Origin of the sequence: Sphingomonas desiccabilis, assembly GCF_004135605.1 — a bacterium.
Taxonomy (GTDB): domain Bacteria; phylum Pseudomonadota; class Alphaproteobacteria; order Sphingomonadales; family Sphingomonadaceae; genus Sphingomonas; species Sphingomonas desiccabilis.
On record NZ_SDPT01000002.1, the window covers coordinates 197,370 to 218,869 of the forward strand.

The window sequence follows — 21,500 nt, forward strand, 5'->3', positions numbered from 1 at the left end:
CATGATCGATACCACCGTTCGCCTGGCGCTGCCGATGCTCCATGCCGGACAGGCGCAAAAGGAGCTGACGCACAACGAGGCTCTGCTTGCGCTGGACGTGTTGCTGCACCCCGAGATGGAGGAGGTCGGCCGCAACCAGCCGCCCGCGGCACCCGTCGCCGGGCAATGCTGGATCGTGGGGGAGGCGCCGGTCGACGCCTGGTCCGGTCAGGCCGACAAGGTCGCGGCATGGTCGGAAGCCGGCTGGCGGTTCTTTCGCGCGTGCGAAGGCATGCTGCTCTGGAGCCGGAGCGACGCGCTTCCCGTGCGGCGGCTGGCGGGCGCCTGGATCGTGGGGGAGGTGCATGGCGTCCGCCTCATCCTCGAGGGCAAACAGGTCGTGGGTGCACAGCAGCCCGCGATCCCGAGCGCGACCGGCGGGACGGTCGTGGATGCACAAGCGCGCGCCACGCTGGCGCTCGTGGTCGAGGCACTCCGCACCCATGGATTGGTCGCCGGCAACGCCGAATAGCTGTTGCAGTTCCGCAACAGTGGCGGTTTTTGTTCGCTTGCGCGGAAACGAAGGCCGAAGTAGGGAGTTTGCGCTGTCCGTAGGACAACCATGAAAGGGGAATAGAATGCGGAAGCTTGCCGTCACATTGGCGCTCGCGACCACTGCGCTCTCGACTCCCGCCCTCGCCCGCGACAACGCGTGGTACGTGGGCGTGGAAGGCGGCGCGATGATCGTCGAAGATATCGACTATGACCTCTCGACGCCGGCTGGTGGCACCTCCACCGTCGATCACGACTATGGTTATGACGTCGGTGGCTTCGTCGGTTACGACTTCGGCGCGTTCCGCGTTGAAGCAGAGGTCAGCTATCGTCGGGCCACGCTCGACAGCTACCGTTCCACCACCGCGATCCCGGTCTACGGTCCCGGCGGCGGCCTCGGCTCGGTCACCGCAGGTGACTATGACGCCGGCGGCAGCACCTCGGCCCTGTCGTTCATGGGTAACGCCATGCTCGACTTCGGCGAAGACGACGGCGTGTCGGGCTTCGTCGGCGCCGGTGCGGGTGTCGCACGCGTCAAGGCGAGCGACTATCGCCTCGACGAGCGTGGCTCGTTCCTCGACGACTCCGACACGGTCTTCGCATGGCAGGCGATCGCGGGCATCCGCGCGCCGCTGTCCGAGAACGTGGACGTGTCGCTCAAGTACCGCTTCTTCAACGCTGAGGACGTCAACCTCGTCGACGTGACGGGTCGTGGCTATGACGGTCGTTTCCGGTCGCACAGCATCCTGGGTGGCCTGACCTTCAACTTCGGTGAACCGGCAGCTCCGCCGCCGCCGCCGCCGCCGCCGCCGCCGCCGCCTCCCCCGCCGCCGCCGCCGCCGCCGCCGCCGCAGACGGTGTGCACCCCGGGGCCGTACATCGTGTTCTTCGAGTGGGACAAGTCGGACATCACGCCGGAAGCGGCTGGCATCCTCGACAACGCCATCTCGAACTACCAGTCGTGCGGCAACGCGCAGGTCATGCTGGCCGGTCACGCCGACCGTTCGGGCGCAGCCTCGTACAACGTCGGCCTCTCGCAGCGCCGTGCGGACTCGGTCCGTGCGTACCTCGAGGGTCGCGGTATCCCGGGTGGCGTGATCTCCTCGGAAGCGTTCGGCGAGAGCCGTCCGCGCGTCGAGACCGCCGACGGCGTGCGCGAACTCCAGAACCGTCGCGTGGAAATCACCTACGGTCCGGGTTCGGGCATGTAAGTTCGACCTTCTGGTCGAATGGAAATTGGGGAGGTCGGGCAACCGGCCTCCCTTTTTCTTTGCCCGAAACGGGGGAACACCGGTTTTGAGCGTGCGCGGGCATGTTGCCCGCCGCCTGAGCGTCGCGACGGGGCTGGCTTGCGGCGGGTGGCGGCTTGGTGTCGCGCAGCCCCGACCTCGGGACGATCACGCGTTCCCGATCCTCAACCTGGGGATCAGCCTGCGGGCGCGAGACGTGGCGGCAGATCCCGCCGCTAGGACGCGGCGCTTGCCTGACCGTCGGACGCCAGCGCTTCGCTCAGCCAAGCGGGCATGAGGGCATCGCCGAGCGCGTCGACGCGCCGATGCTCCACCATCAGGGACAAGTCAGGATAGCTCGCACGCGTGCGATCGCCCGCCTCGCCGATCGGGGCGACCACCAGACGGCGGTTCACCTTGGAACGGTGGTGCATCCGCGCGGTGTTTTCCTGCCCGACGTAGCAGCCCTTGGTGAAGCTGACGCCGCCAAGCTCGCGTGCGTTGCACTCGAGCCACAGCGTCTTGTCTTGCCCGAGTTCCGCGACGCCTTCAGTGACGCCGCGTGCGAGCCGATGCGCGAGCCAGCCGTCGGCCGGTGCGGCTGCCGGGGCCAGCCAGCGGCGGCCCAGTTCCGCAAGCCGGGGGTCTGCGAGCCCCTGCGGCCCCTCTGCGCTCCAATGAACGCCGGCCGCGACAGGCTCGACCGTCACCGGCCGCCGCAGCCGGTAGAGCATCAGTCGCCGCGCCAGCGCCTCTGCCTGCGTCGCCTCGCAATCGATCAGCACGGCCTCGCCATCATCCCACAGGATGAAGTCGAAGAGCGCCTTGCCCTGCGGCGTCAGCAGCCCCGACCAGCGCGGCGCCTGCGGCGTCACCGCCCCGACATCCTGCGTCACCAGCCCCTGCAGGAAGGGACGCGCCTCCGCCCCACCGACGCGGAGCAACGCACGGTCGGCAAGCCAAGTGCCAGGTCTGGTTTCCGTCATGTCGGCAAGGTAGGGAGGCGGTGCAGCAGACGAAAGGGCGACCGTGGCAAGCTTTGACCTAAAACTGGCAGGCGGCACCGTTCACCTGCCCGGCGGCCCGGCCGCGCAGGACCTCTGGGTCCGCGACGGCCGTGTGGCGCAGATCGGCGGGCAGGGCGATGCGGGCGCCGTGATCGACTGTACCGGCCTCGATGTTCTGCCCGGCGTGATCGACACCCAAGTGCATTTCCGCGAACCCGGTCTGGTCCACAAGGAGGATCTGGAAACCGGCAGCCGCGCGGCCGTGCTGGGCGGCGTGACCGCGGTGTTCGAGATGCCGAACACCAACCCCAACACCGACAGCGCCGAGGCGATCGCGGACAAGCTCGCGCGTGCCAAGGACCGCATGTGGTGCGACCATGCGTTCTACGTCGGCGCGACGGCAGCAAATGCCGAGCAGCTGGCGGAGCTGGAACGGCTTCCCGGCACGGCGGGAGTGAAGATCTTCATGGGATCTTCGACCGGCAACCTGCTGGTCGACGATGATTCCAATCTGCTCCGCGTCCTGCGTTCCGGCCACCGCCGCGTCGCGATCCACGCGGAGGACGAGGATCGCATGAACGACCGCGCCGGCGAACGGGTGACGGGCGATCCGCGCTCGCATCCGGTGTGGCGGGACGACGAAAGCGCGATGATCGCGACGCGCCGCATCCTGCGACTCGCGCGGGAGGCGGGCCGGCGGATCCACGTGCTGCACGTCACCACTCCTGCAGAGCTCGAGCTGCTGGGGCAGAACAAGGACGTCGCCTCATGCGAGGTGACGCCGCAGCACCTGACGCTGGCGGGTGAGAAGGCCTATCCCCGGCTCGGCACCCAAGCGCAGATGAACCCGCCGATCCGCTCGGGCGCGCATCGCGACGGCCTGTGGTACTGGCTGAACCAGGGCGTCCCCGACGTGATCGGCTCCGACCACGCGCCGCATACCCTGGAGGAAAAGGCCAAGCCCTATCCCGCGAGCCCCAGCGGCATGCCGGGCGTGCAGACCTTGCTTCCGCTGATGCTCGACCATGTGGCGGCCGGCAGGCTCACGCTGCAGCGCCTGATCGACATGACGAGCGCGGGTCCGCAGCGCCTGTTCGGTCTCGTCGGCAAGGGGCGCATCGCAGTCGGCTATGACGCCGACTTCACGGTGGTCGACCTGAAGAAGCGCTGGACCGTCGAGGCGCCCTGGCTGGCATCGCGCGCGGGCTGGTCCCCGTTCACGGGCATGACGCTGACGGGCAGGCCGATCGGGACGATCATCCGCGGCCAGCAGGTGATGTGGGAGGGGCAGCTCGCCTCCCAGGCAAGCGGTGCGCCGCTGCGTTTCGAGGCGGTGGACTTCGGCTGAACGAGTCCGGGCTGAACCAAGCCGGGCTGAACCGAACGGCCGCGGGCGTGCCCCGCGGCCGTCAGGCCCGGAAAGCCCCGATCAGAAGGGCATCCACTTCGATTTCTCGGTGAACTTCATATAGCCGATGTTGGCGCCGAGCCGCCAACCCACGCCGAGCCGCACCGGGATCAGCACCACGTCCCCGCGGCGCAGGTAGCTCGCCGAGAAACCGCCGACGAAATAGGCGCGCCCCTCCGCCTGGGGGAAGCGATTGTAGAGTTCCTGCGAATCGTAGAGGTTGTAGACCAGCACGAAGACCTTGGTCGCATCTCCGCCCACGTCGAACCCGACCGACGGGCCCGTCCAGTAGACCGGCCGCTGCCCCTCCACGCGGTGGCTCATCACGCCGGAGCCGTAGCGTAGCCCCACGACGAATGCGCCGGCCGCCTCGCGGCCCGCGATATAGGCGTTGGGTTCGCCCTGATCCTTGAGGATGTTCTCGAGGATACCGGCGAGTCCTTCCGCGCCCTTGCCGAACACACCTTCGGCGGCGTCGATCAGATCGTCGCGCTTGTAGGTGTCCGCCGATGCCATGGTGGCGCCGGGAGCGGCGGGAGCCGGAGCAGGGGCCGACTGCGGCTGCTGGGTCGAATAGTCGGCCTGCGGCGCGACGGCGGGGTCCGGCTCGGCGGCGGGCGCGGCTTGTTGCGTCCGGGGCGCCGAATCGAGGTCGCTGTCGATCGCCTCATTGGGATCGACGGTGCGCATCTGCGCGGCCGCGGGCGTGGCGACCGCCACCGCAACGCTTCCCAGCATCAGCCAAAACCTACGCATGCCACTCCCCCGGAGAATTCAGTTCCATGTTCTATCCGCGCCTGCCGCTTTCACTGCAATGAATGGCGCGACGACCCGAGTCCTACACGCGCTCGAAAAGCGATGCGACCCCAGTTGATCCCCGCCCGCATGCTGGCTATAGCCGCGCCCTCAAGGCCGGTTCCCGGAGACGTGGGTGAGTGGCTGAAACCAGCGGTTTGCTAAACCGCCGTACCGGGATTACTGGTACCGAGGGTTCGAATCCCTCCGTCTCCGCCAGAACTCTTTGATTTCACGATATTTTTGTGGAATCGGGGAGTCTCTGCCCACTTCCATGCCCACTTTGATTATGGCTTTCGGCGAACGCACGCGAACTCCCGGAGCGGAAGCCTGCTAATCGAGATCGTAGCCGTTCGGCCTCGCGGGTGGCGCGGGCGCACTCATCGAAGCCATCCTTTCTCGATCGATTGAGAGGTCGAACTTAGCCACCGGGGCGCTCGCTTCTACTCACCGCCAGCGAGCGACAGCTGTCGAAAAAGGCCAGGAGTCCAGAGTTCACGGACGACTTAGCTGCGGGAAGGGCGACCGTCGGCTACCAACGCGGTCGCCGGGTGATCAGATGTTGAAGCGGCAGCCCGCTTAGATTGAGCGTTCAGCCACAAAGACCCAGTTGCGGACGTTCGAACCGCCATCTTCGGCTCTCATCATTCATCGCTCTTCGGCGAAAGATGCGCCCCTCAACGACGGTGACAAATCGCGCCCTTTATCGGCAGGCAGGTCATAGATCGGCAGTCGCGGACAGCTATCGCTCCTTCAGACCACAAGACTGGATCAATGCGCGCTGTTCCTCTGCCGAACCTGCACCGACATGCCGCCGCCGCGTCTTACCTCAAACCCACCCGCTTGCTCGATCAGCGTCGTCAGCTTGGCGCAGCCATATGTGCGGGGATCGAACTCTGGGTCCATCGCGAGAAGCCGCGACCCGAGGCCTCCGAGATGAACCCAGCCCTCCTCATCCTCAAGTTGCGCGATCGCGCGTCGGACCATAGCCGTCGCCTGCGCGGGCGAGCGCGGTGCGGGTGGCGGCGTCGCAGCGGCCCCAATCACAATCTTCTGGCCCGGAACTGGTGCGGGAGGCCCAGACCGAGGGAGCAGGTTCTCTGTCAAGACAAAGCGCTTGCAGGCCTGTCGAAAGCTCTTGGGGGTCTTGGCCTCGCCGAAGCCGAACACGTCGAGACCCTGCTCGCGGATACGCGCAGCGAGACGTGTGAAGTCACTGTCCGACGAAACCAGGCAGAATCCTGCAAATCGACCGCTGTGCAGCAGGTCCATCGCGTCGATCACCAGCGCGATGTCGGAGCCATTCTTGCCCGCGGTCAGCGCGAAGTTTTGCTGCGGGATGATTGCGTGGTCAGCGAGGATCTGTGCCCAACCCTTGAGCCGCTCCTCCGAGAAGTCGCCGTAGATGCGGCGCACACTGGCTTCACCGAAGGTTGCGATCTCTTCAAAGAGGCGCTGCGCGATACGGGGCGATATGTTCTCGGCATCAATCAGAACGGCGAGGCGGGGAAGAGGGGCGGCGCGTGACATGGTATATACCTACCGGCCAAGTCCTTGACGTCGCTCTAATGGGTTCTGATGCGAGCAGCTTGGCCCTGCGCTTGATACGCGGCGGCTGGCAGTTTTCCGCAGTAGCGAACGTTCGCTGGAGGATTTGACGATGATCGAAGTTCGCCGATGGCCGCCACGGCTACAAGGGACCCAGGAGCTGCCATGGAATCATCGGCGAACTGAACGACTGGAATTGGGCCGCTTGCGGACAGGCGCCTTTCAGGCGCTTGACGCAGAAAAGCTGTCAGTCTCAGCCGATCACAGCCCAAGGCAGCTTACGACCCAATTTACGCCGTTCCCGTCGCGCAGCACGATGCCTGTAAGCTGCCGTCAATTCAATCGGGCACCGCTCTTCAGAGAGACGCCCGAGGCTGTGAGAAGACCGGCCACTTCGCCCGTTATCCGTCTAGCAAGGGATCATTTGCCGGAAGGGCGCGAGCAGGCCGATCATGTCACCACGCCATGCCGACCCAGGTGATCGAGGAACACCCGAACCCGCTCCGGTAGGGTTTCGGACCGGCCGATATACACGGCGTGGAACGCTTCCGTCGCCAGCGGAAGCGCATCCGGCAGCAACCGGACCAACCGCCCCTCGGCAAGGTCGGCGCGGATCGTAAAGGCGGCAAGCCGCGCCGGCGCAACGCCTGCCAGCGCAAGCTGACGGATCCCTTCGCCGTCGCTCACGCGGACGCGCTCCGGCTCCTGTCGCGCCGGACGAAGCCATGCTCCCTCCGCGCGGGGGTAGGCGAAGCCCAATCGGTCGTGGTCGGCGAGGTTCTCGACCGTCTTCGGCAGCCCGTGGCGTTCCACCCAGTGGGGCGACGCTGCCACGATCAGCTCGGTCGCGCCAAGGGAGCGCGCGACCAGCCCGGAGTCCTCCAGCGGTCCTGCACGAATGGCGACGTCGGTCCGATCCGCGACGAGATCCGCCAGCGCATCGGACTGGACGATATCTAGCGAAATCTGCGGATAGCGGGCGAGGAAGTCCGCGAGCGTCGGCGCCAAAATATGCGTGATGTACGAAGCACTGCTGTTGACCCGTATCCGGCCGACCGGCGCCCGGCTGCCACCCGCTTCCCGCTCGGCCGCTTCGATGTCCGCGAGGATCGCCTGGGCACGCGCGTGGAATGCCTCGCCTTCCGGCGTCAGTGCCAGGCGCCGCGTCGATCGCCGAAACAGCCGCGTGCCGAGCCGGGCCTCCAGCCGCGACACCAGCTTGCTGACCGCCGACGGCGAGAGCCCCAGTGCGCGCGCCGCACCGGAGAAATCCCCCGTTTCCACCACGCGGACAAACACCGTCATTTCTCCGGCACGGTTCGGCTCCTTCGCCACCATCTGTTACTCCGCGGCATAGATCGTATTCCGCGTGAAGATCTAATTCATCGCATCGGCATCGGCCATATCGTTGCGATGACAACACGTACCTCGTCCCTCCCGGTCGCGCTGCTGGCGCTGACTGCGGGTGCCTTTGGCATCGGCGTCACCGAATTCGTCATCATGGGCCTGCTAATCGATATCGGGCGCGCCCTTGGCGTTTCGACGAGCGCGGCTGGCCTGCTCATCTCCGGCTATGCGCTGGGGGTAGTAGTGGGTGCGCCGATCCTGACGGTCGCCACGGCCCGGTGGCCACGCAAGACCGTGCTGATGGCGCTGATGGCGATCTTCATCGCCGGCAACGCTGCCTGCGCGTTGGCGCCCACCTATGGCCTGTTGATGATCGCCCGGGTGGTGACCGCCTTCGCGCACGGCACCTTCTTCGGGGTCGGCTCGGTGGTCGCGACACGGCTGGTGCCGCCCGAACGCCGGGCGTCAGCGATTGCGATCCTGTTCACCGGCCTCACTGTCGCCAACATCCTCGGCGTCCCGGCCGGGACATGGCTGGGGCAGCAGGCCGGCTGGCGCGCGACCTTCTGGGCGGTGGCCGCGATCGGGCTGGTCGCGCTCACCGTGATCGCCAGGGCCGTGCCGGCCGACGGCGCCGCGCCCGAGCCGAGTGACTGGCGAGGCGACCTGCGCGTCCTGGCGCGTCGACCGGTGCTGCTCGGGCTGACGACAACGGTGCTCGGTTATGCGGGCGTGTTCGCCGTATTCACCTATATTGCGCCGCTGCTGACCGAGCGTGCAGGGTTCAGCGCATCTGCCCTTTCGCCGATCCTGCTGCTGTTCGGGGGTGGGCTGGTGCTCGGCAACATCGCCGGTGGCCGCGTTGCCGATCGCCGGCTGATGCCGGCGGTGTTCGGAAGCCTGGCGCTGCTGCTCGCGGTGCTGGTGGCGATGGGCACGCTGCTGACCAGCCAGGCCGGCGCGCTGATCGGCGTCGCCGCGCTCGGCTTCGCCGCCTTCGCAACCGTCGCCCCGCTGCAGCTCTGGGTCATGTCGAACGCCAAGGGGGCCGGCGAGAGCCTCGCCTCGAGCTTCAACATCGCTGCGTTCAACCTCGGCAACGCGATCGGCGCCTGGGCTGGCGGCGCTGCACTCGGAAGTCTCGGCCTCGGCGCGGTTACGTGGACTGCGGCCGTCTTCCCCGCCGCAGCGCTGACCGTCGCGCTCGTGGCAACCCGTTCCACTCAACGCAAGGAAGCGTTCGCATGAAGACTGCCACCATGATCGCCGGTGTCGCCGGGGCTCTGCTGTCGCACGGCGCGCAGGCGAGTGTCGTTCCGGCCTGGACGGCGAGCCAACAGCCAAGCTGGGGCGACTACTTCCTATTTCCGACCAACATTCCGGCCTCGCTGGAGAAGCGGACGCTGCGGCAGGTCGTACGGCTCGCGATCGGCGGGCGCGATGTCCGGATCGTCCTGGCAAATAGCTACGGGTCCAAGCCCATCGTCATCGCAGGCGCTCGCTTCGCCTCTTCCGCAGGCGAGGTGCGCACTGTGCCGGGTAGTGAGCGCGCCGTGACGTTCGGGGGCAAGGCCGTGGCGGTGATCGCACCGGGTGCGACCGTCGTGAGCGATCCGCTCCCGCTCGCCGTAGCCGCGGGGCAGGACGTCGCCGTCTCGCTCTATTTCGCGCATGCGCCGGTGATCGAGAGCTTCCATTGGGACGGCAAGCGCACGGGCTATGTGCTGGAGGGCAATGCGCTGGGCACCCCAACGCCAAAGGTTGCGACAACGACCACTGCGCGCCTGTTGCTCGCCGGCGTGTTGGTCGATGCGCCGGAAGCAAAGGGCACCGTCGTCGTCATGGGCGATTCGATCACCGATGGTGCGGGCGCCACCCTGGAGGCGGAAACCCGCTGGCCGGACTATCTTGCCGCGCGTGCGGCGCCCCGCGGTATCGCCGTGGTCAATGCGGGCATTTCGGGTGCCCGCCTGCTGTCGGACGGCATGGGGCGCAACGCGCTTGCACGGCTCGACCGCGACGTGCTGGCACAGCCGGGCGTTCGGACGCTCATCCTCCTGCTCGGCATCAACGACATCGCCTGGCCGGGGACGCCATTCGATCCGCACGCCCCCATGCCGACACTCGATGCACTGACGGCCGGCTACCGCGCCGTGGTCGCCCGCGCTCATGCAAGCGGCGTGCGCGTGATCGGGGCCACGTTGCCGCCCTTCGCCGACGCACTGCCCGGTACACCGATGGCCGCGACCTACTACAGCCCGGCGAAAGACGCGCTCCGCAATCGGGTGAACGCGTGGATCCGGACGTCGGGCACGTTCGACGCGGTGGTCGATCTTGAGCGGGTCCTCGCTAACCCTGCGGCACCCGCCCATCTCGTCCGGGCGTTCGACAGCGGAGATCACCTGCACCCCGGCGACGCTGGCAACAAGGCGATGGCCGACGCCCTCGACCTCGACACCCTGATCGGAGACTGACCCCATGCACATCGACCTCACCGGCAAGAGCGCCCTCGTTACCGGCTCCACGGAGGGGATCGGCCTCGCCGTCGCCAGGGGATTGGCGGAGGCCGGTGCCGCCGTGATCGTGAACGGCCGCACCGCTGCGAAGGTGGGGGCCGCTGCCGCGTCCCTGGGCAGCAACGTCCGCGGCGTAGCGGCCGACCTGGGCACGCCCGAAGGGCATGCCGCCCTCGTCGATGCCGTTCGGGCGGCGGACATCGTGGTCAGCAACCTCGGCATCTTCCAGCCGGCCGACTTTTTCGACACCGACGACGCGACCTGGGACCGGCACTGGCAGATCAACGTCATGGCGGGCGTCCGGCTCGCACGCGCCTATCTGCCGGCAATGGAGGCGAACGGCTGGGGCCGCTTCCTGCTGCTGAGCTCGGAATCCGCCTTCAACATCCCGGTCGAGATGATCCACTATGGCGTCAGCAAGACCGCCGACGTGGCGCTCGCCCGCGGGCTCGCCAAGCGGATGGCGGGCACTGGCGTCACCGTGAACTCGGTGCTGCCGGGCCCGACGCTGTCCGAAGGAGTGGAAGCGATGCTGGAGGAGGAGCGCGCGCGCAGCGGCTGGCCGATCGCCGAGGTGGCCGCGGACTTCGTCACCACCCACCGGCCCAGCTCGATCCTCCGCCGCGCCGCGACCGTCGAGGAAGTCGCCAGCATGATCGTCTACCTCGCCTCACCGCAAGCCTCGGCCACAACGGGTGCGGCGATCCGCGTCGATGGCGGCGTCATGGAGACGCTGTAACTTCGGAGTCCGTCTCTGCATGGACAGGGCCGCAAGCTGACTTTGGAGGGGCCATCTGAACAAAGGATGGGTCGTTCCGCCGCCCGGCGGCTCACAATGCAGTTCCCGACGTTAAGCCGGACGCAGCGCTCTCCCGAAATCGGCCGTTTGTTTATCTCGCTCCCGGAGGAGACTGTTGGGCAGCGATCGGGATCGAAGCGGATAGCTGTCGCTCAGGCCACCCGTTAGCCCGAAGTCGACCCCGCTTTGGGAAGGCCCGTCACCTCCAATGCGCTTTGACAAACCGGGACACCTCGGCTGCCAGCTCGCGGTCTTCCGGTGTGTTCCCCTGCAACCCTCCGTGCGGCATAGCCTCGAAAACATGCAGTTCGGCATCCACGCTCACTCGGCGCAAGGCGCGGTGCATCCGCACCGCGTTGACAGGAAAAGGTCACGCGTGCCTGATTGCAGGAAGGTCGGCGGGAAGCCGGCAAGGTTTCCGAACAACGGCGACAGGTAGGGGTGCGACAGGTCAGCCCCGCCGGCGTACAGTTCGTTGTTCCGCATCAGCGAGCCGGGCAGCACGACGTCGACCAGCTGGTTGACCTGAAAGCTGTCGCCGGACTCCGTCAGATCGACTTCGGGGGAGAGCAGGACCAGCCCTGCGGGTAGAGGAAGACCTTCGTCCCTCGCGCGCAGGAGCATCGCAGCTGCCAGATTGCCGCCTGCCGATCGGCCGCCGAGGACGATGCGCGAGGGCGCGTGGCGTTCCAGTGCATAGCGATACGCGGCTAGCGCATCGTCCAGCGCCGCAGGATAAGGATGCTCGGGCGGCATCCTGTAATCGACGCCGTAGCAGACCGCCCCGTGCTGATCCGCCTGCATCCGAGCCTGTGCGCGACAAGCCTCTCCGCCGCCGAACACGAATGCGCCACCATGGAAGTCCAGATAAGCGCAGTCCGGCTCGGCCATGGTCTCGGGTGTGGCGACGTGAATGGTGGCGTTGCCGATTCGGATGGTCTCCACGCCTGCTCGCAGCGTGCCGGCAAGTTGCGCCACTGCCTGCGCATAGTGTCCGTCCGCGGCCGCCTTGATCTTCATCCAGCCTGCATGATCATCGGGCAAGGGTATGGTGTAGAGCGCGTTTAGCGGAACGCCGTCGTCGTTCACCAGCCGTGCAAGGCTGGCGCGTGCCTCTGCGCTGATGGACGGCGGAAAGGGGATCAGGCGGCTTCGAACCGCGACGCCACTTTTACTATCGCCCATATCGCTCCCGTGTCCTTCGTTGTTGCCGCGAAACCGAGGTTCAGCCGAGGTCGCGTTTGCGCGCGGTGCGTTAATCCGAAGCTTCCTGTCCAAGCAGCAACCGCATCGAACGGAAATCGAACGTGTAGCTGCCCTTCACCGTCAGGCCCGACTGACCAAGGTTGCCGAGGATCGGGGCCGCCTTGTCTCCTTCCAGCGCGATGGTCACGTCCTGCTCGATCACTGTTGCCGCGCCCGCCTTGACGATCAGTTGCGGCTCGACCGCCACCTCGCCTTCGAAGCTGCCGCCCAAGCCCAGGGACGTGTCCCGCTTCCTCGGCGAAAGGTGGGCGCGACCGACAAGCCGGTCAGCATAGCTCGCGTAGAGCGTGGTTCGGTTCGCCCCTGTGTCGATGCTCAGCAGACCTCTGCGGCCGGCGATCTCCATCTCAGCCACAGGCGTCCACTGGTTCATGTACAGCGTCGCCCCCGACCGCAGCCAAGGCGCGCTCCGATCAATCGCGAGAGTGCCGTCGGGATCGATCCGGAACCGTCCGAGCTGCGCCAGCGCAGGGAAGCCGAGTATCGCCTCGATCTGGTAGTCGCCTCGTGGAGACCGGATGTACAGGGCCGCATCCGGTACAATGAGAGCGACCAGGTTCTGGAGTAGGACTCCGCCAATCGGGAGCGTGTCGATCGCGGCGATCCGCGTCGGAACCGAATGGCCGGTCGATCCGGCCACCTGGTAGCCGGCGTTGCGAACCGTGAGCTTCATGCGTTGTGCAGCGCCTTCGGAAACCACGGAATAATTCGCGCCTGTATCGATCATCCACGGCAGCGTGACACCGCGCACCGTTAGATCGACATTCCGTGTGCCCAGCACATTGAGGTAGCTGCGCACCGTTGCGGTCCGGCTACCCGTCGCCTTTGGCCTGGGCAGATCGCGCAACACCGCGGCCGTTCCCAGTTCGGCGCGCAGGTCGGCGAGCTTGCGCGGGTCCTTGTGGTCAGCATGCGCGCCGAGCCAGCGCGCAATCAGCCGATATTGCTTCGTGTACTCACCGCGACGGCGATAGGTGTCGAGAAGCGTGTCGAACGCTTCAACCGCCCGAGGAGAATTGGTTCGCTCCAGCGCCGCCAGGCACGGCCGGAGCAATCTCGCCGCCGTACCCAGCCGGTTCTCGCGGTTGGCGATCATGCCCTCCACCGCGCAGCGATCGGCGCCTTGGGACATCGTCTGGACAAGGGCACGCGCCTCGGCCATGTCCCACCGCGCAAGAGCGACATCGACGGGCAGCGCGGCTGCCGGCGGCGGGAACGCGGTAAGGGTAGTCAAGGCTGCAACCGCGAGCGCCAGAAAAGTACGCGACGACATCTCATGAACTCCGACGGATCATCGCTGGCGCGCTTGCGCGGACGATGGTGCGGGGAGGCGCACTCCACATCTGGCCGGGTCTGGCCACCGCGTACATCGCGCGTGACATCTCCTTCCATAAAGCGTTTGGATCGCCGTTCTTCGCGTACAGCATCGACATGCTGTGCGTGGCGCCTGGCACGTAGCGAATATCGGCGCGGCCGCCGACCTTGCGAAACGCGGCATCGAGCCGACGCACCGGGTCGTCGAGATAATAGGAATCGGCGGTTCCGACCACGACATGGACCTTGCCGTTCAGGTGTCTGCCCAGCCGCGACCAGTCGGCTTCGATCCGGTGCGCGATGTCGTAGCGCGCGCGCCAATAGGCGGCGACGGCAGGATCGACAGCGCCGGTGTTCCGGTCGAACAGAAAGGCGGGCTCGCCATCACCCCGGCGAGGCGAAAAGACCCATTCGAACGAGCGCAGCTGGCCGCCGCGGTGACCGAGCACGCGCTCGAGCCGGGCGGCTTGCTTGATCGTGCCGAGCACTTTGTCGTGATCGCGTTCAAGCGGGCGGGGTTTGCCGTCAGCGGCACGGTACAGGTTCGAGCCGGGCGCGTAGAGATCGACGCCAAGGAAGTCGTGGAAATCGACCGGGCCGGGGGCCGTTGCCCAGCTGCCGCCGAAGCGTTGCGGGTAGCGGACGATGGCCCACAGTGCGAACCAGCCGCCGGAGCTATGCCCCGTCAGAAAGCGACCGGACGGCTTGGCGTCCATCCTGTACTTGGCTTCAAGGGCGGGGATGACCTCGTCGACCAGCGCCTCGCCCCACGGACCGTTGTTCACGCTGTCGGCGAATTCCGTCGTGCCGGTTGGGGACGAATGGTCAAGCGCGACCCAGATCATCGGCGGCATGGCGCCGGTCTCCATCAGGTGCCACATGCGCGAAAGCTGCTGGCCGGCCAGCTTGTGCCCTGTGCCGAACGCACCGGCCGTGTAGACGGTGGGATAGGTCGCACGCGAACTGGGGTCGTAGCCCGGCGGAGTCAGTACCCATGCGGCCACGGCCTGGCTCGCGCCACGAAAGCGCGTCAGCATTTTGGATGGAATGCGCTCATCGTGAAGGTGCGGGCGGGATGCGGCGATCTGCGCCGCCGCTACGGGCGGCAACCCGGTGATGTCGAACTGGTCCGTCTCCGGCGGCACGGCGTGATCGAGATGGAGGACCGGCGTCGATGAGAGCGGAAATTGCAGGGTGACGACCTTTGAGACGAGGTCACCCGGCCCCCGGCCGGCGAAGTTGTAGTCGCCGTTGCGATCGAGCACCGCCTGCACGCGGTAGGTGCCCGGCGCCAGCGTCGCGAAGCGTTCGGGAAACGCCTCGGTTTGCCCATCGATCGTCACGGATCCACGGGCTCCGAAGCCCGTCACATCGCGTGCCGCGACCGCGACGTTCCCGCCGCGCGCCACGTCGACCGTGTCGTTCGTCATGTTCTCGCCCGTCGCAGGCTCGGCAAACACCAGCAGCCGGCCGCTCGCGTCCATGCCGGCGTCGAATTGCAGCGCAACTGCGATGCGCATGTCGGGCTCCGCAGCGCCGATGAGGAGCAAGGCTAATGCCGAACTCAGAACAAGGCGGGTCGCCTGCGACACCGCCCCGAGGCGCACTGTTTCGCTGCTCACTTTGCGGTCCGCTGCGCTTCATCTCTGCCGGGAAGGTCCGAGAGCGCCTGATCGAGCGCCGCTGCCGCATGGAGCGCGGTGGTGTCGAAGAGTGGCACCGGGCTGTCCTCCTGCCCGACGAGCAGCATGATTTCGGTGCAGCCGAGGATAATCGCCTGCGCACCATCCGCCACGAGACGCCCGATCACCATGCGATAGGCTTCGCGCGACGAGGGCTCGATGCGTCCGGCGACGAGTTCGTCATAGATGATCCGGTGCACGGTCGAGCGGTCCGCCTCGCCCGGAACGATCACTTCCAGGCCGTGGATTCCGGTCAGCCGCCCCTTGTAGAAATCCTGCTCCATCGTGAAGGCGGTGCCGAGCAGGCCGACCTTCCGGAGCCCGGCGGCCGCGATCCGCTCCGCAGTCGGATCGGCGATGTGGATCAGCGGAATGCCGACGGCGCTCTGCACGTCGTCCGCCATCCGGTGCATGGTGTTGGTGCAGATCAGCAGCAGGTCCGCTCCGGCCGCCTCCAACCGCTGTGCGGCGTCCACCATCCGCTCGGCAAGGCGGCTCCAGTCGCCGGCATGTTGCAGCGCTTCGATTTCTGAGAAGTCGAACGACCAGAGCAGACATCGTGCCGAGGCCGTCGGGCCGAGGCGCGCGCGAACCCCTTCGTTGAGGAGGCGGTAATATTCCGCCGAGCTCTCCCAGCTCATGCCCCCAATCAGGCCGATCATGCGCATCACGCCTCTCCGCCCCAGGGTTGAAGATCGAGCAGCAACGTCGGGATCAGCTCGGAGACGGTGGGGTGGATCGGTACCGCCCAGCGAAGCTGCTCGACCGGTTGATCGGCGTTCATCATGTCCAGCACGCCATGGATCGCCTCGTCGCCCCCCGTACCCAGGATCGCGGCGCCCAAGATGCGACGCGTCTTCGCATCGGCGACGACCTTCATGAAGCCCAGTGTCTCGCCCTTTTCGACCGCACGGCCGACCCTCGTCATCGCGCGTTTCGCGTGCAGGAGCGGCCGGCCCGTCGCGAGGGCCTGTGCGTCCGTCATACCGACGCGGCCGAGCGGCGGATCGGTGTAGAGCGCGTAGCCGGGGAGCCGCTGGCTGACGCGCCGGTCTTCCCCGTCGAGCAGGTTGGCGGCAACGATCTCGAAATCATTGTAGGCCGTGTGGGTGAAAGCGCCGCGACCATTGCAGTCGCCGAGCGCCCAGACTCCAGGAGCGCTGGTTTGCAGTCGGTCGTCGACGGTGATGTACCCTCGCGCATCGACCTCAATGCCGGCGGCGTCCAGTCCGAGGTCATCGGTGTTCGGTCGTCGTCCAACCGCCATCAGCACATGGCTGGCCAGAACGGGCTGCGCGTCCTGGGTGCAATCGATGCGCACCTCGACATCGTCCCCGTTGCGCGCGAAGCCGATGCAGTCCGCGTCCGTCCGGACCGAGATGCCCTCCGCCTCAAGGATGTCGCGCATGCCGTGGGACACGTCTTCGTCCTCGCGCGCGATCAGCCGGCTCGCTCGCTCGACCACCGTGACCGCCGCGCCGAAGCGGCGATACATCTGCGCGAACTCCAGTCCGATGTAGCTGCCGCCGATCACGACCAGATGTCGGGGCAGCGTATCGAGCGCCACCATGTCGGTGTTGGTCAGGATCGGAACCTCGTCGATGCCCGGCATGTCCGGCACGACCGCGCGACCGCCGACATTGATGAAGATGCGGGGCGCCGTCAGCCGCTCACCTTCGACAGCGACAACGTTGGGGGCTTCGAAGCGCGCATGACCACGGATCAGCTCCACATTGGCCATGCCGAACAGCCAGTTCTCGTTTCCGGCGCGGCCATCCCGGATGATCTTGGCCGCTCGGGCCGCCACCGCCTTTATGTCCACTGCGATCGCGCCGCCGACGTCGAAGCCGTACTCCACGCCGCGCCGGGCGGTATGGATCGCGTAGGCGCTCGCCACCAGCGTCTTCGTCGGCCTGCAGCCGGTGTTGACGCAGGTGCCGCCAACCAGGTGCCGCTCGAGGATGGCGACGGATTGGCCCGCCTCGCTCAGACGAGCGGCGAGCGCAGGTCCCGCCTGGCCGGCACCGATGATGATCGCGTCGAAGCTGCGCATGGTGAGAATACCTTGATCGTGTTGGCACGAGGCCGTGTGTCGAAGGTGACGGGCCTGCACGGGAGCAGGCCCGACTGAGATCAGATCACGCTGAGGTGCACGTCAATGTTGTCGCGCGTCGCGTTCGAATACGGGCAGGTCTGGTGCGCGGCCTCGGCCAGCCGTTGCGCATCGCCACGATCCAGGCCGGGAAGCGATACGGCAAGCTCGACTTCCAGGCCGAAGCCGCCTTCGGATCGCATGCCGATCCCGACCGTGGCCGTAACCGTCGCATCCGCCGGCACCTGGAGCTTGCGCTGGCCTGCAGCGAACTTCAGCGCACCCAGGAAGCAGGCCGAATATCCTGATGCGAACAGCTGCTCGGGGTTCGTCCCTTCGCCACCGGTCCCACCAAGTTCCTTCGGCGTGGAGAGTTGCAGGTCGAGCTTCCCGTCTTCGGTGTGGGTGCGGCCGTCTCGGCCTCCGGTCGCGGCAGCGGTGGTGCGATACTTGACGTCGACAGACATGGTTCAATCCCTTTGTGAGACACCGCAGGCCCTTGCTGCGGCGGATGGTCGGACCCTTGCTCAGGCTGTCACAGCTTCGGAGCGGCGACGCGCGTCGCTGACCGTCAGCGAGATAGCCGAGACGAGGAAGTAGAAGGCGCCGAACGCCGCATAGGGTGCGATGTCAGCGATGCTGACCGGCGCGGCGCCGGCCGCCTTGCTGAGCATGTGCGTCCCGGCGAGGCCCGACTGGGCACCGCTCAGGATCATCGCCCATTGTGCGCCATAGGACTTCCAGCGCCGCACGCCGGTGATGAGCTGGAAAAGGCCCGACAGCACGGCCCAGACGCCGAAGATCTGAAGAATCGCGTGCATGCCATGCGGAAGGGTCGCTGCGACGGCGACTGCGGTCACCACGCTGACGACGAAGTTCAGCATCTGGCTCTTGTTTTTGGCCAGACCGCCGCTCCGGCTGGCGTCGAGATAGTTCGCCAAGGCGTCCCAGGCTGGATACGCGACGAGCATCACAGCGGCCAGCTGGGGCATGCTTCTTCCGACGGTAAACGCGAGCGCGACCCAGACGGCGGATACCGCGAAGCGCAGATAGTAATAGGACTTGAGCCAGTCCCGGTCGGGAGCCTTCGCTTGCGTGGTGGTCGTCATGGCAGGTTTCCTTCTGTTACGAGGGCGCACGTCTCTCTTCCCGGAATGCGGGTGGGTTGGTGACCGGTTTCGACGAAGCGCGGCGTGAGGTCGGCCGCGCCGGATCAGGCTAGAGGCGGAAGCGTCGCGGCAGGCGCCATCGCGCCGCGCCAGCCACGGCGGCGCAGCCAACGCTGTACCAGACGACCACGTAGAGCGGGTCGTTGAACGGGCAGCAGAACGCGAAGACAAAGGCTCCGCAGGCACCTGCGGCGATCCCCGAGGCGAGTGCGCTGAGCCTGGGCTGGGTCGGCGCAGCCCTCCGCATCAGGGCGCCCAATAGCGCTGCGATCGGCAGCGAGAGCACGAAGATGGACGTCGCGCACTTCACGCCGCTTGCCGGGTCGATGCGATCCAGCAACGCCCGGTCGCTGACGCCTTCGGGCGCGACGAACGCGCTGGCAGCGATGGCCAGCACCGCAACCGCGCAGGCAAGCATCAGTCCCTGCCGAGGCCGCGCCGTAGGCGAGAAGGATCGAACCGCGAGCACGCAGGCGAACACGGCCAGAAGGCCAAGGCTTCCCACCCGCCACATCAGATAGGGCGAGCCGGCCACATGGTTCATGTCCGGTCGCATCACGCCCAGGGAAAGGAACAGCGCGAGTTCCACCGCACACAACGCCAGGACCAGTGCGCCTTCCCGCACCATGCTGCGGCGCCGGACGGGCGCGAGCTCGGAAGACAGGCCGGAGATCAGGGCTTCATTCGACATCGGGGGTCTTCTCAATCAATGCCGTGAGGCGGGCGAGGCCACGGTGGATGTTCATCTTCACGGCCGAGGGGGAGAGGCCGATTTGGCCTGACGCGTCCTCGATGCTGTAGCCCTGCACCTTGACCAGCAGGATGGCCTGGGCCTGTGCCGGGCGGAGTTCCTCAAGAAGGCTGGCAAGCACGGAAGCGCTGATCACCGACGCCTCGTGATCCCCCACCGGAATGTCCTCGGACAGTTCGTCGATCGGGCGCCGCGCCAGGCTGCGCAACTGGTCGACCCACTTGTTCTTGGCGATGGCTGCCAGCCAGGGTCCGAATGGGTAGTGCGGATCGTAGGTATGGCGCCGCCGGTGAATTGCGAGCAGCGTTTCCTGGACGGCATCGTCCACGTCGCCCGGCGGCAGGCGCCGCTCGAAGTAGCGCGTGAGCCATTCCGATGTCTCCCCGAGCAACCGTCGATACGCACCGCCATGACCATTCTGGGCAGCCTCCATCAGGCTGCCCCAGCTGTCTGGCGTCGTTCGCGACGGCCGCTCACGCGGGAGCGGCGTCGCGCCAGACGACGGCCCTGAGATGATTCTCGACAGGAAGTTCGAGCGCATGATCTCTTATTCGCGCGCCGCGCGATGTTGGTCACTCCACGTCGAAGTTTTCTGTCACAGGCTCTACTGCGTCAGGGGAACGCGTGAGGATATGAGATGGAATGGAGCGACGTCCGTATCTTTCTGGCCGTCGTGCGGGCCGGCACGCTGGGCGGCGCCGCGCGTGCGCTGCGTCTCAGCCATCCCACGGTCGGGCGGCGCCTGCGCGCGCTCGAGGAGGCGACGGGACAGACGCTGTTTCAGAGAACCGCCGATGGCTTCATCCTGACGGAGGAGGGAGGCGCCATTGTCGCGCTGGCGGAGCAGATGGAGGAGGGCGCGCTGGCGATGGAGCGGCGGCTTGCCGGGCAGGAGCAGGCCCTGCGTGGCTCGCTGCGCATCTCCTCGGCCGATTGGTTCGGCGCCTATGTCCTGCCCCCGATCCTCCTCGACTACACGAACGCCTATCCGGGCGTCGATGTCGAGATCCTGACGGGAACGCGCCTCTTCAGCCTTGCTCAGCGGGAGTCGGACATCGCGTTCCGGATCGTGCCCTTCGACAACGCCGACATCGTGCAACGGCGGCTCGCCCGCTTGAACTACGGCGTGTACGTCGCCGCCAACGCACCCGAGCCGGTTTTCGGCGACGGGACGGGCTTTCGCCTGATTACCCACGACACTTCGACGGGGCAGTTCCCCGATATCGCCTGGCTTGCCGAGAGCTTTCCAAACGCGGCGCCGGTCCTGCGTTCGAACAACCGGAACGTGCAGGCGCGCATGTGCCGGCAGGGTGTCGGCATTGCCGTCCTGCCCCGCGCCGTCGGCAACAATGTCCCCGGGCTGAGTCTGCTGGACCTTCCGTCAGAGCCGCCCAGTCGCGACATCTGGATGGGCTATCATCGCGACCTGAAGCACCTGCAGCGCCTGCGCGCGTTCGTCGAGGTGGTAGAGGATCACCTGCGGGAGGTGCTGCCCTGACTCAGTCCTCGTCCTGCCACCTGCGCAGGTCGGTCTGGTCATGATAGGCCATGCGGTCCGGCGTGGTGATGAATTCCACGGTCGTGCCCCAGGGCATGCGGCAGTAGCACACCTTGTTTCCAGGTCCCCGCTCGGTCGCATAGGGAATGGCGCGCGGCACGGTGAGGGGAGTGCCTCCCGCCTTTTCGAAGCGCGCGACCGATCCGTCGATGTCGTCCGTGTACAGCGCGAAGTGGGTGATGCCGAAGTCGCTTGCCCGGATCGGCTGGGCCTGTTCGGGGCCGTGCATCTCGAAGAGCTCGATGTCGGGTCCGGTTCCGATCCTGACCATCGCTTGCGCGCGCACGACCGTTCCCGGAAAGGCGCCGACGGCGCGTTCGAATTCGGGTCCCTGCCGCGGCGGATCCTGCGGTCCGAACGACTGGTAGATCAGCTGGGCACCGAAGGCGTTCTCCAGGAATGCCTTTGCGGCTTCGATGTCGGGCACGGTGATACCGATATGATTGACACCGCGGATGACAGGTGCGGTCATGAGAATCCTCCTTCAT

21 protein-coding genes and 1 tRNA gene are annotated in these 21,500 nt (G+C 66.8%); 8 read left to right on the forward strand and 14 right to left on the reverse strand.

What is annotated here, in order from left to right:
- Position 1: 1 nt before the first annotated feature.
- Positions 2-511, forward strand: coding sequence for a DUF2793 domain-containing protein (locus tag EO081_RS09145; RefSeq protein WP_129341658.1), 510 nt, complete (start codon positions 2-4; stop codon positions 509-511).
- Positions 512-617: 106 nt separating this feature from the next.
- Complete coding sequence (locus tag EO081_RS09150) at positions 618-1,742, forward strand: OmpA family protein (protein WP_129341659.1); 1,125 nt, start codon at positions 618-620, stop codon at positions 1,740-1,742.
- A 254-nt stretch (positions 1,743-1,996) separates the two neighbouring features.
- Here the strand turns inward: EO081_RS09150 and ygfZ are convergent, their stop codons facing one another.
- Complete coding sequence (gene ygfZ / locus EO081_RS09155; RefSeq protein WP_129341660.1) at positions 1,997-2,746, reverse strand: CAF17-like 4Fe-4S cluster assembly/insertion protein YgfZ; 750 nt, start codon at positions 2,744-2,746, stop codon at positions 1,997-1,999.
- Between the two features lie 43 nt (positions 2,747-2,789).
- Between ygfZ and EO081_RS09160 the strand changes: the two genes are divergently transcribed.
- A complete protein-coding gene (locus EO081_RS09160) occupies positions 2,790-4,115 on the forward strand; it encodes a dihydroorotase (protein ID WP_129341661.1) in 1,326 nt (441 codons plus the stop codon).
- 81 nt (positions 4,116-4,196) lie between these two features.
- Here EO081_RS09160 and EO081_RS09165 read toward each other — a convergent pair whose 3' ends face one another.
- Positions 4,197-4,931 carry a DUF1134 domain-containing protein gene (locus EO081_RS09165; RefSeq protein ID WP_129341662.1) on the reverse strand — a complete coding sequence of 245 codons (735 nt, stop codon included), beginning with the start codon at positions 4,929-4,931 and terminating at the stop codon, positions 4,197-4,199.
- A gap of 165 nt (positions 4,932-5,096) precedes the next feature.
- Between EO081_RS09165 and EO081_RS09170 the strand changes: the two genes are divergently transcribed.
- Positions 5,097-5,189: transfer RNA gene (locus EO081_RS09170), tRNA-Ser, on the forward strand.
- Between the two features lie 552 nt (positions 5,190-5,741).
- Here EO081_RS09170 and EO081_RS09175 read toward each other — a convergent pair.
- Both EO081_RS09175 and EO081_RS09180 read right to left on the reverse strand, forming a co-directional pair.
- Positions 5,742-6,500, reverse strand: coding sequence for an NYN domain-containing protein (locus EO081_RS09175; protein ID WP_129341663.1), 759 nt, complete (start codon positions 6,498-6,500; stop codon positions 5,742-5,744).
- Positions 6,501-6,968: 468 nt separating this feature from the next.
- Positions 6,969-7,856 (reverse strand): LysR family transcriptional regulator, encoded by an 888-nt coding sequence (locus tag EO081_RS09180; RefSeq protein WP_129341664.1) that lies wholly within the window; start codon positions 7,854-7,856, stop codon positions 6,969-6,971.
- A gap of 75 nt (positions 7,857-7,931) precedes the next feature.
- Between EO081_RS09180 and EO081_RS09185 the strand changes: the two genes are divergently transcribed.
- Genes EO081_RS09185 through EO081_RS09195 form a run of 3 tightly spaced genes read left to right on the forward strand, consistent with a single transcriptional unit; the run spans position 7,932 to position 11,120 of the window.
- Positions 7,932-9,113 (forward strand): MFS transporter, encoded by a 1,182-nt coding sequence (locus tag EO081_RS09185; RefSeq protein ID WP_129341665.1) that lies wholly within the window; start codon positions 7,932-7,934, stop codon positions 9,111-9,113.
- Positions 9,110-10,339: an SGNH/GDSL hydrolase family protein gene (locus EO081_RS09190; RefSeq protein ID WP_206364366.1), complete on the forward strand. Its 1,230-nt coding sequence runs from the start codon at positions 9,110-9,112 to the stop codon at positions 10,337-10,339. The genes EO081_RS09185 and EO081_RS09190 overlap by 4 nt, the downstream gene beginning before the upstream one ends.
- A gap of 4 nt (positions 10,340-10,343) precedes the next feature.
- Complete coding sequence (locus EO081_RS09195) at positions 10,344-11,120, forward strand: SDR family NAD(P)-dependent oxidoreductase (protein ID WP_129341666.1); 777 nt, start codon at positions 10,344-10,346, stop codon at positions 11,118-11,120.
- A gap of 381 nt (positions 11,121-11,501) precedes the next feature.
- Here EO081_RS09195 and EO081_RS09200 read toward each other — a convergent pair whose 3' ends face one another.
- The 9 genes from EO081_RS09200 to EO081_RS09240 form a co-directional block, all read right to left on the reverse strand.
- Positions 11,502-12,269: an alpha/beta hydrolase gene (locus tag EO081_RS09200; protein WP_240697623.1), complete on the reverse strand. Its 768-nt coding sequence runs from the start codon at positions 12,267-12,269 to the stop codon at positions 11,502-11,504.
- Between the two features lie 166 nt (positions 12,270-12,435).
- Positions 12,436-13,542: a pepsin/retropepsin-like aspartic protease family protein gene (locus EO081_RS09205; RefSeq protein ID WP_165284581.1), complete on the reverse strand. Its 1,107-nt coding sequence runs from the start codon at positions 13,540-13,542 to the stop codon at positions 12,436-12,438.
- Positions 13,543-13,720: 178 nt separating this feature from the next.
- Positions 13,721-15,280 (reverse strand): alpha/beta hydrolase-fold protein, encoded by a 1,560-nt coding sequence (locus EO081_RS09210; RefSeq protein WP_129341668.1) that lies wholly within the window; start codon positions 15,278-15,280, stop codon positions 13,721-13,723.
- Positions 15,281-15,378: 98 nt separating this feature from the next.
- Positions 15,379-16,110, reverse strand: a complete 732-nt coding sequence (locus EO081_RS09215; protein WP_129341669.1) for an aspartate/glutamate racemase family protein — start codon at positions 16,108-16,110, stop codon at positions 15,379-15,381.
- Entirely contained in the window at positions 16,110-17,495 is a 1,386-nt protein-coding gene (locus tag EO081_RS09220; RefSeq protein WP_129342434.1) for an FAD-containing oxidoreductase, read from the reverse strand. The genes EO081_RS09215 and EO081_RS09220 overlap by 1 nt, the downstream gene beginning before the upstream one ends.
- Before the next feature lie 80 nt (positions 17,496-17,575).
- A complete protein-coding gene (locus tag EO081_RS09225; protein ID WP_129341670.1) occupies positions 17,576-18,001 on the reverse strand; it encodes an organic hydroperoxide resistance protein in 426 nt (141 codons plus the stop codon).
- Positions 18,002-18,061: 60 nt separating this feature from the next.
- Positions 18,062-18,643 carry a DUF308 domain-containing protein gene (locus EO081_RS09230; RefSeq protein ID WP_129341671.1) on the reverse strand — a complete coding sequence of 194 codons (582 nt, stop codon included), beginning with the start codon at positions 18,641-18,643 and terminating at the stop codon, positions 18,062-18,064.
- Between the two features lie 109 nt (positions 18,644-18,752).
- Positions 18,753-19,394 carry an NrsF family protein gene (locus EO081_RS09235; protein ID WP_129341672.1) on the reverse strand — a complete coding sequence of 214 codons (642 nt, stop codon included), beginning with the start codon at positions 19,392-19,394 and terminating at the stop codon, positions 18,753-18,755.
- Entirely contained in the window at positions 19,384-19,995 is a 612-nt protein-coding gene (locus EO081_RS09240) for a sigma-70 family RNA polymerase sigma factor (protein ID WP_129341673.1), read from the reverse strand. The genes EO081_RS09235 and EO081_RS09240 overlap by 11 nt, the downstream gene beginning before the upstream one ends.
- Before the next feature lie 96 nt (positions 19,996-20,091).
- Here EO081_RS09240 and EO081_RS09245 point away from each other — a divergent pair, with 96 nt between their 5' ends.
- Positions 20,092-20,952, forward strand: coding sequence for a LysR family transcriptional regulator (locus EO081_RS09245; protein WP_129341674.1), 861 nt, complete (start codon positions 20,092-20,094; stop codon positions 20,950-20,952).
- A gap of 1 nt (position 20,953) precedes the next feature.
- On the opposite strand, the gene EO081_RS09250 is transcribed toward EO081_RS09245, so the two are convergent.
- Positions 20,954-21,484 (reverse strand): VOC family protein, encoded by a 531-nt coding sequence (locus EO081_RS09250; RefSeq protein ID WP_129341675.1) that lies wholly within the window; start codon positions 21,482-21,484, stop codon positions 20,954-20,956.
- Positions 21,485-21,500: the final 16 nt, after the last annotated feature.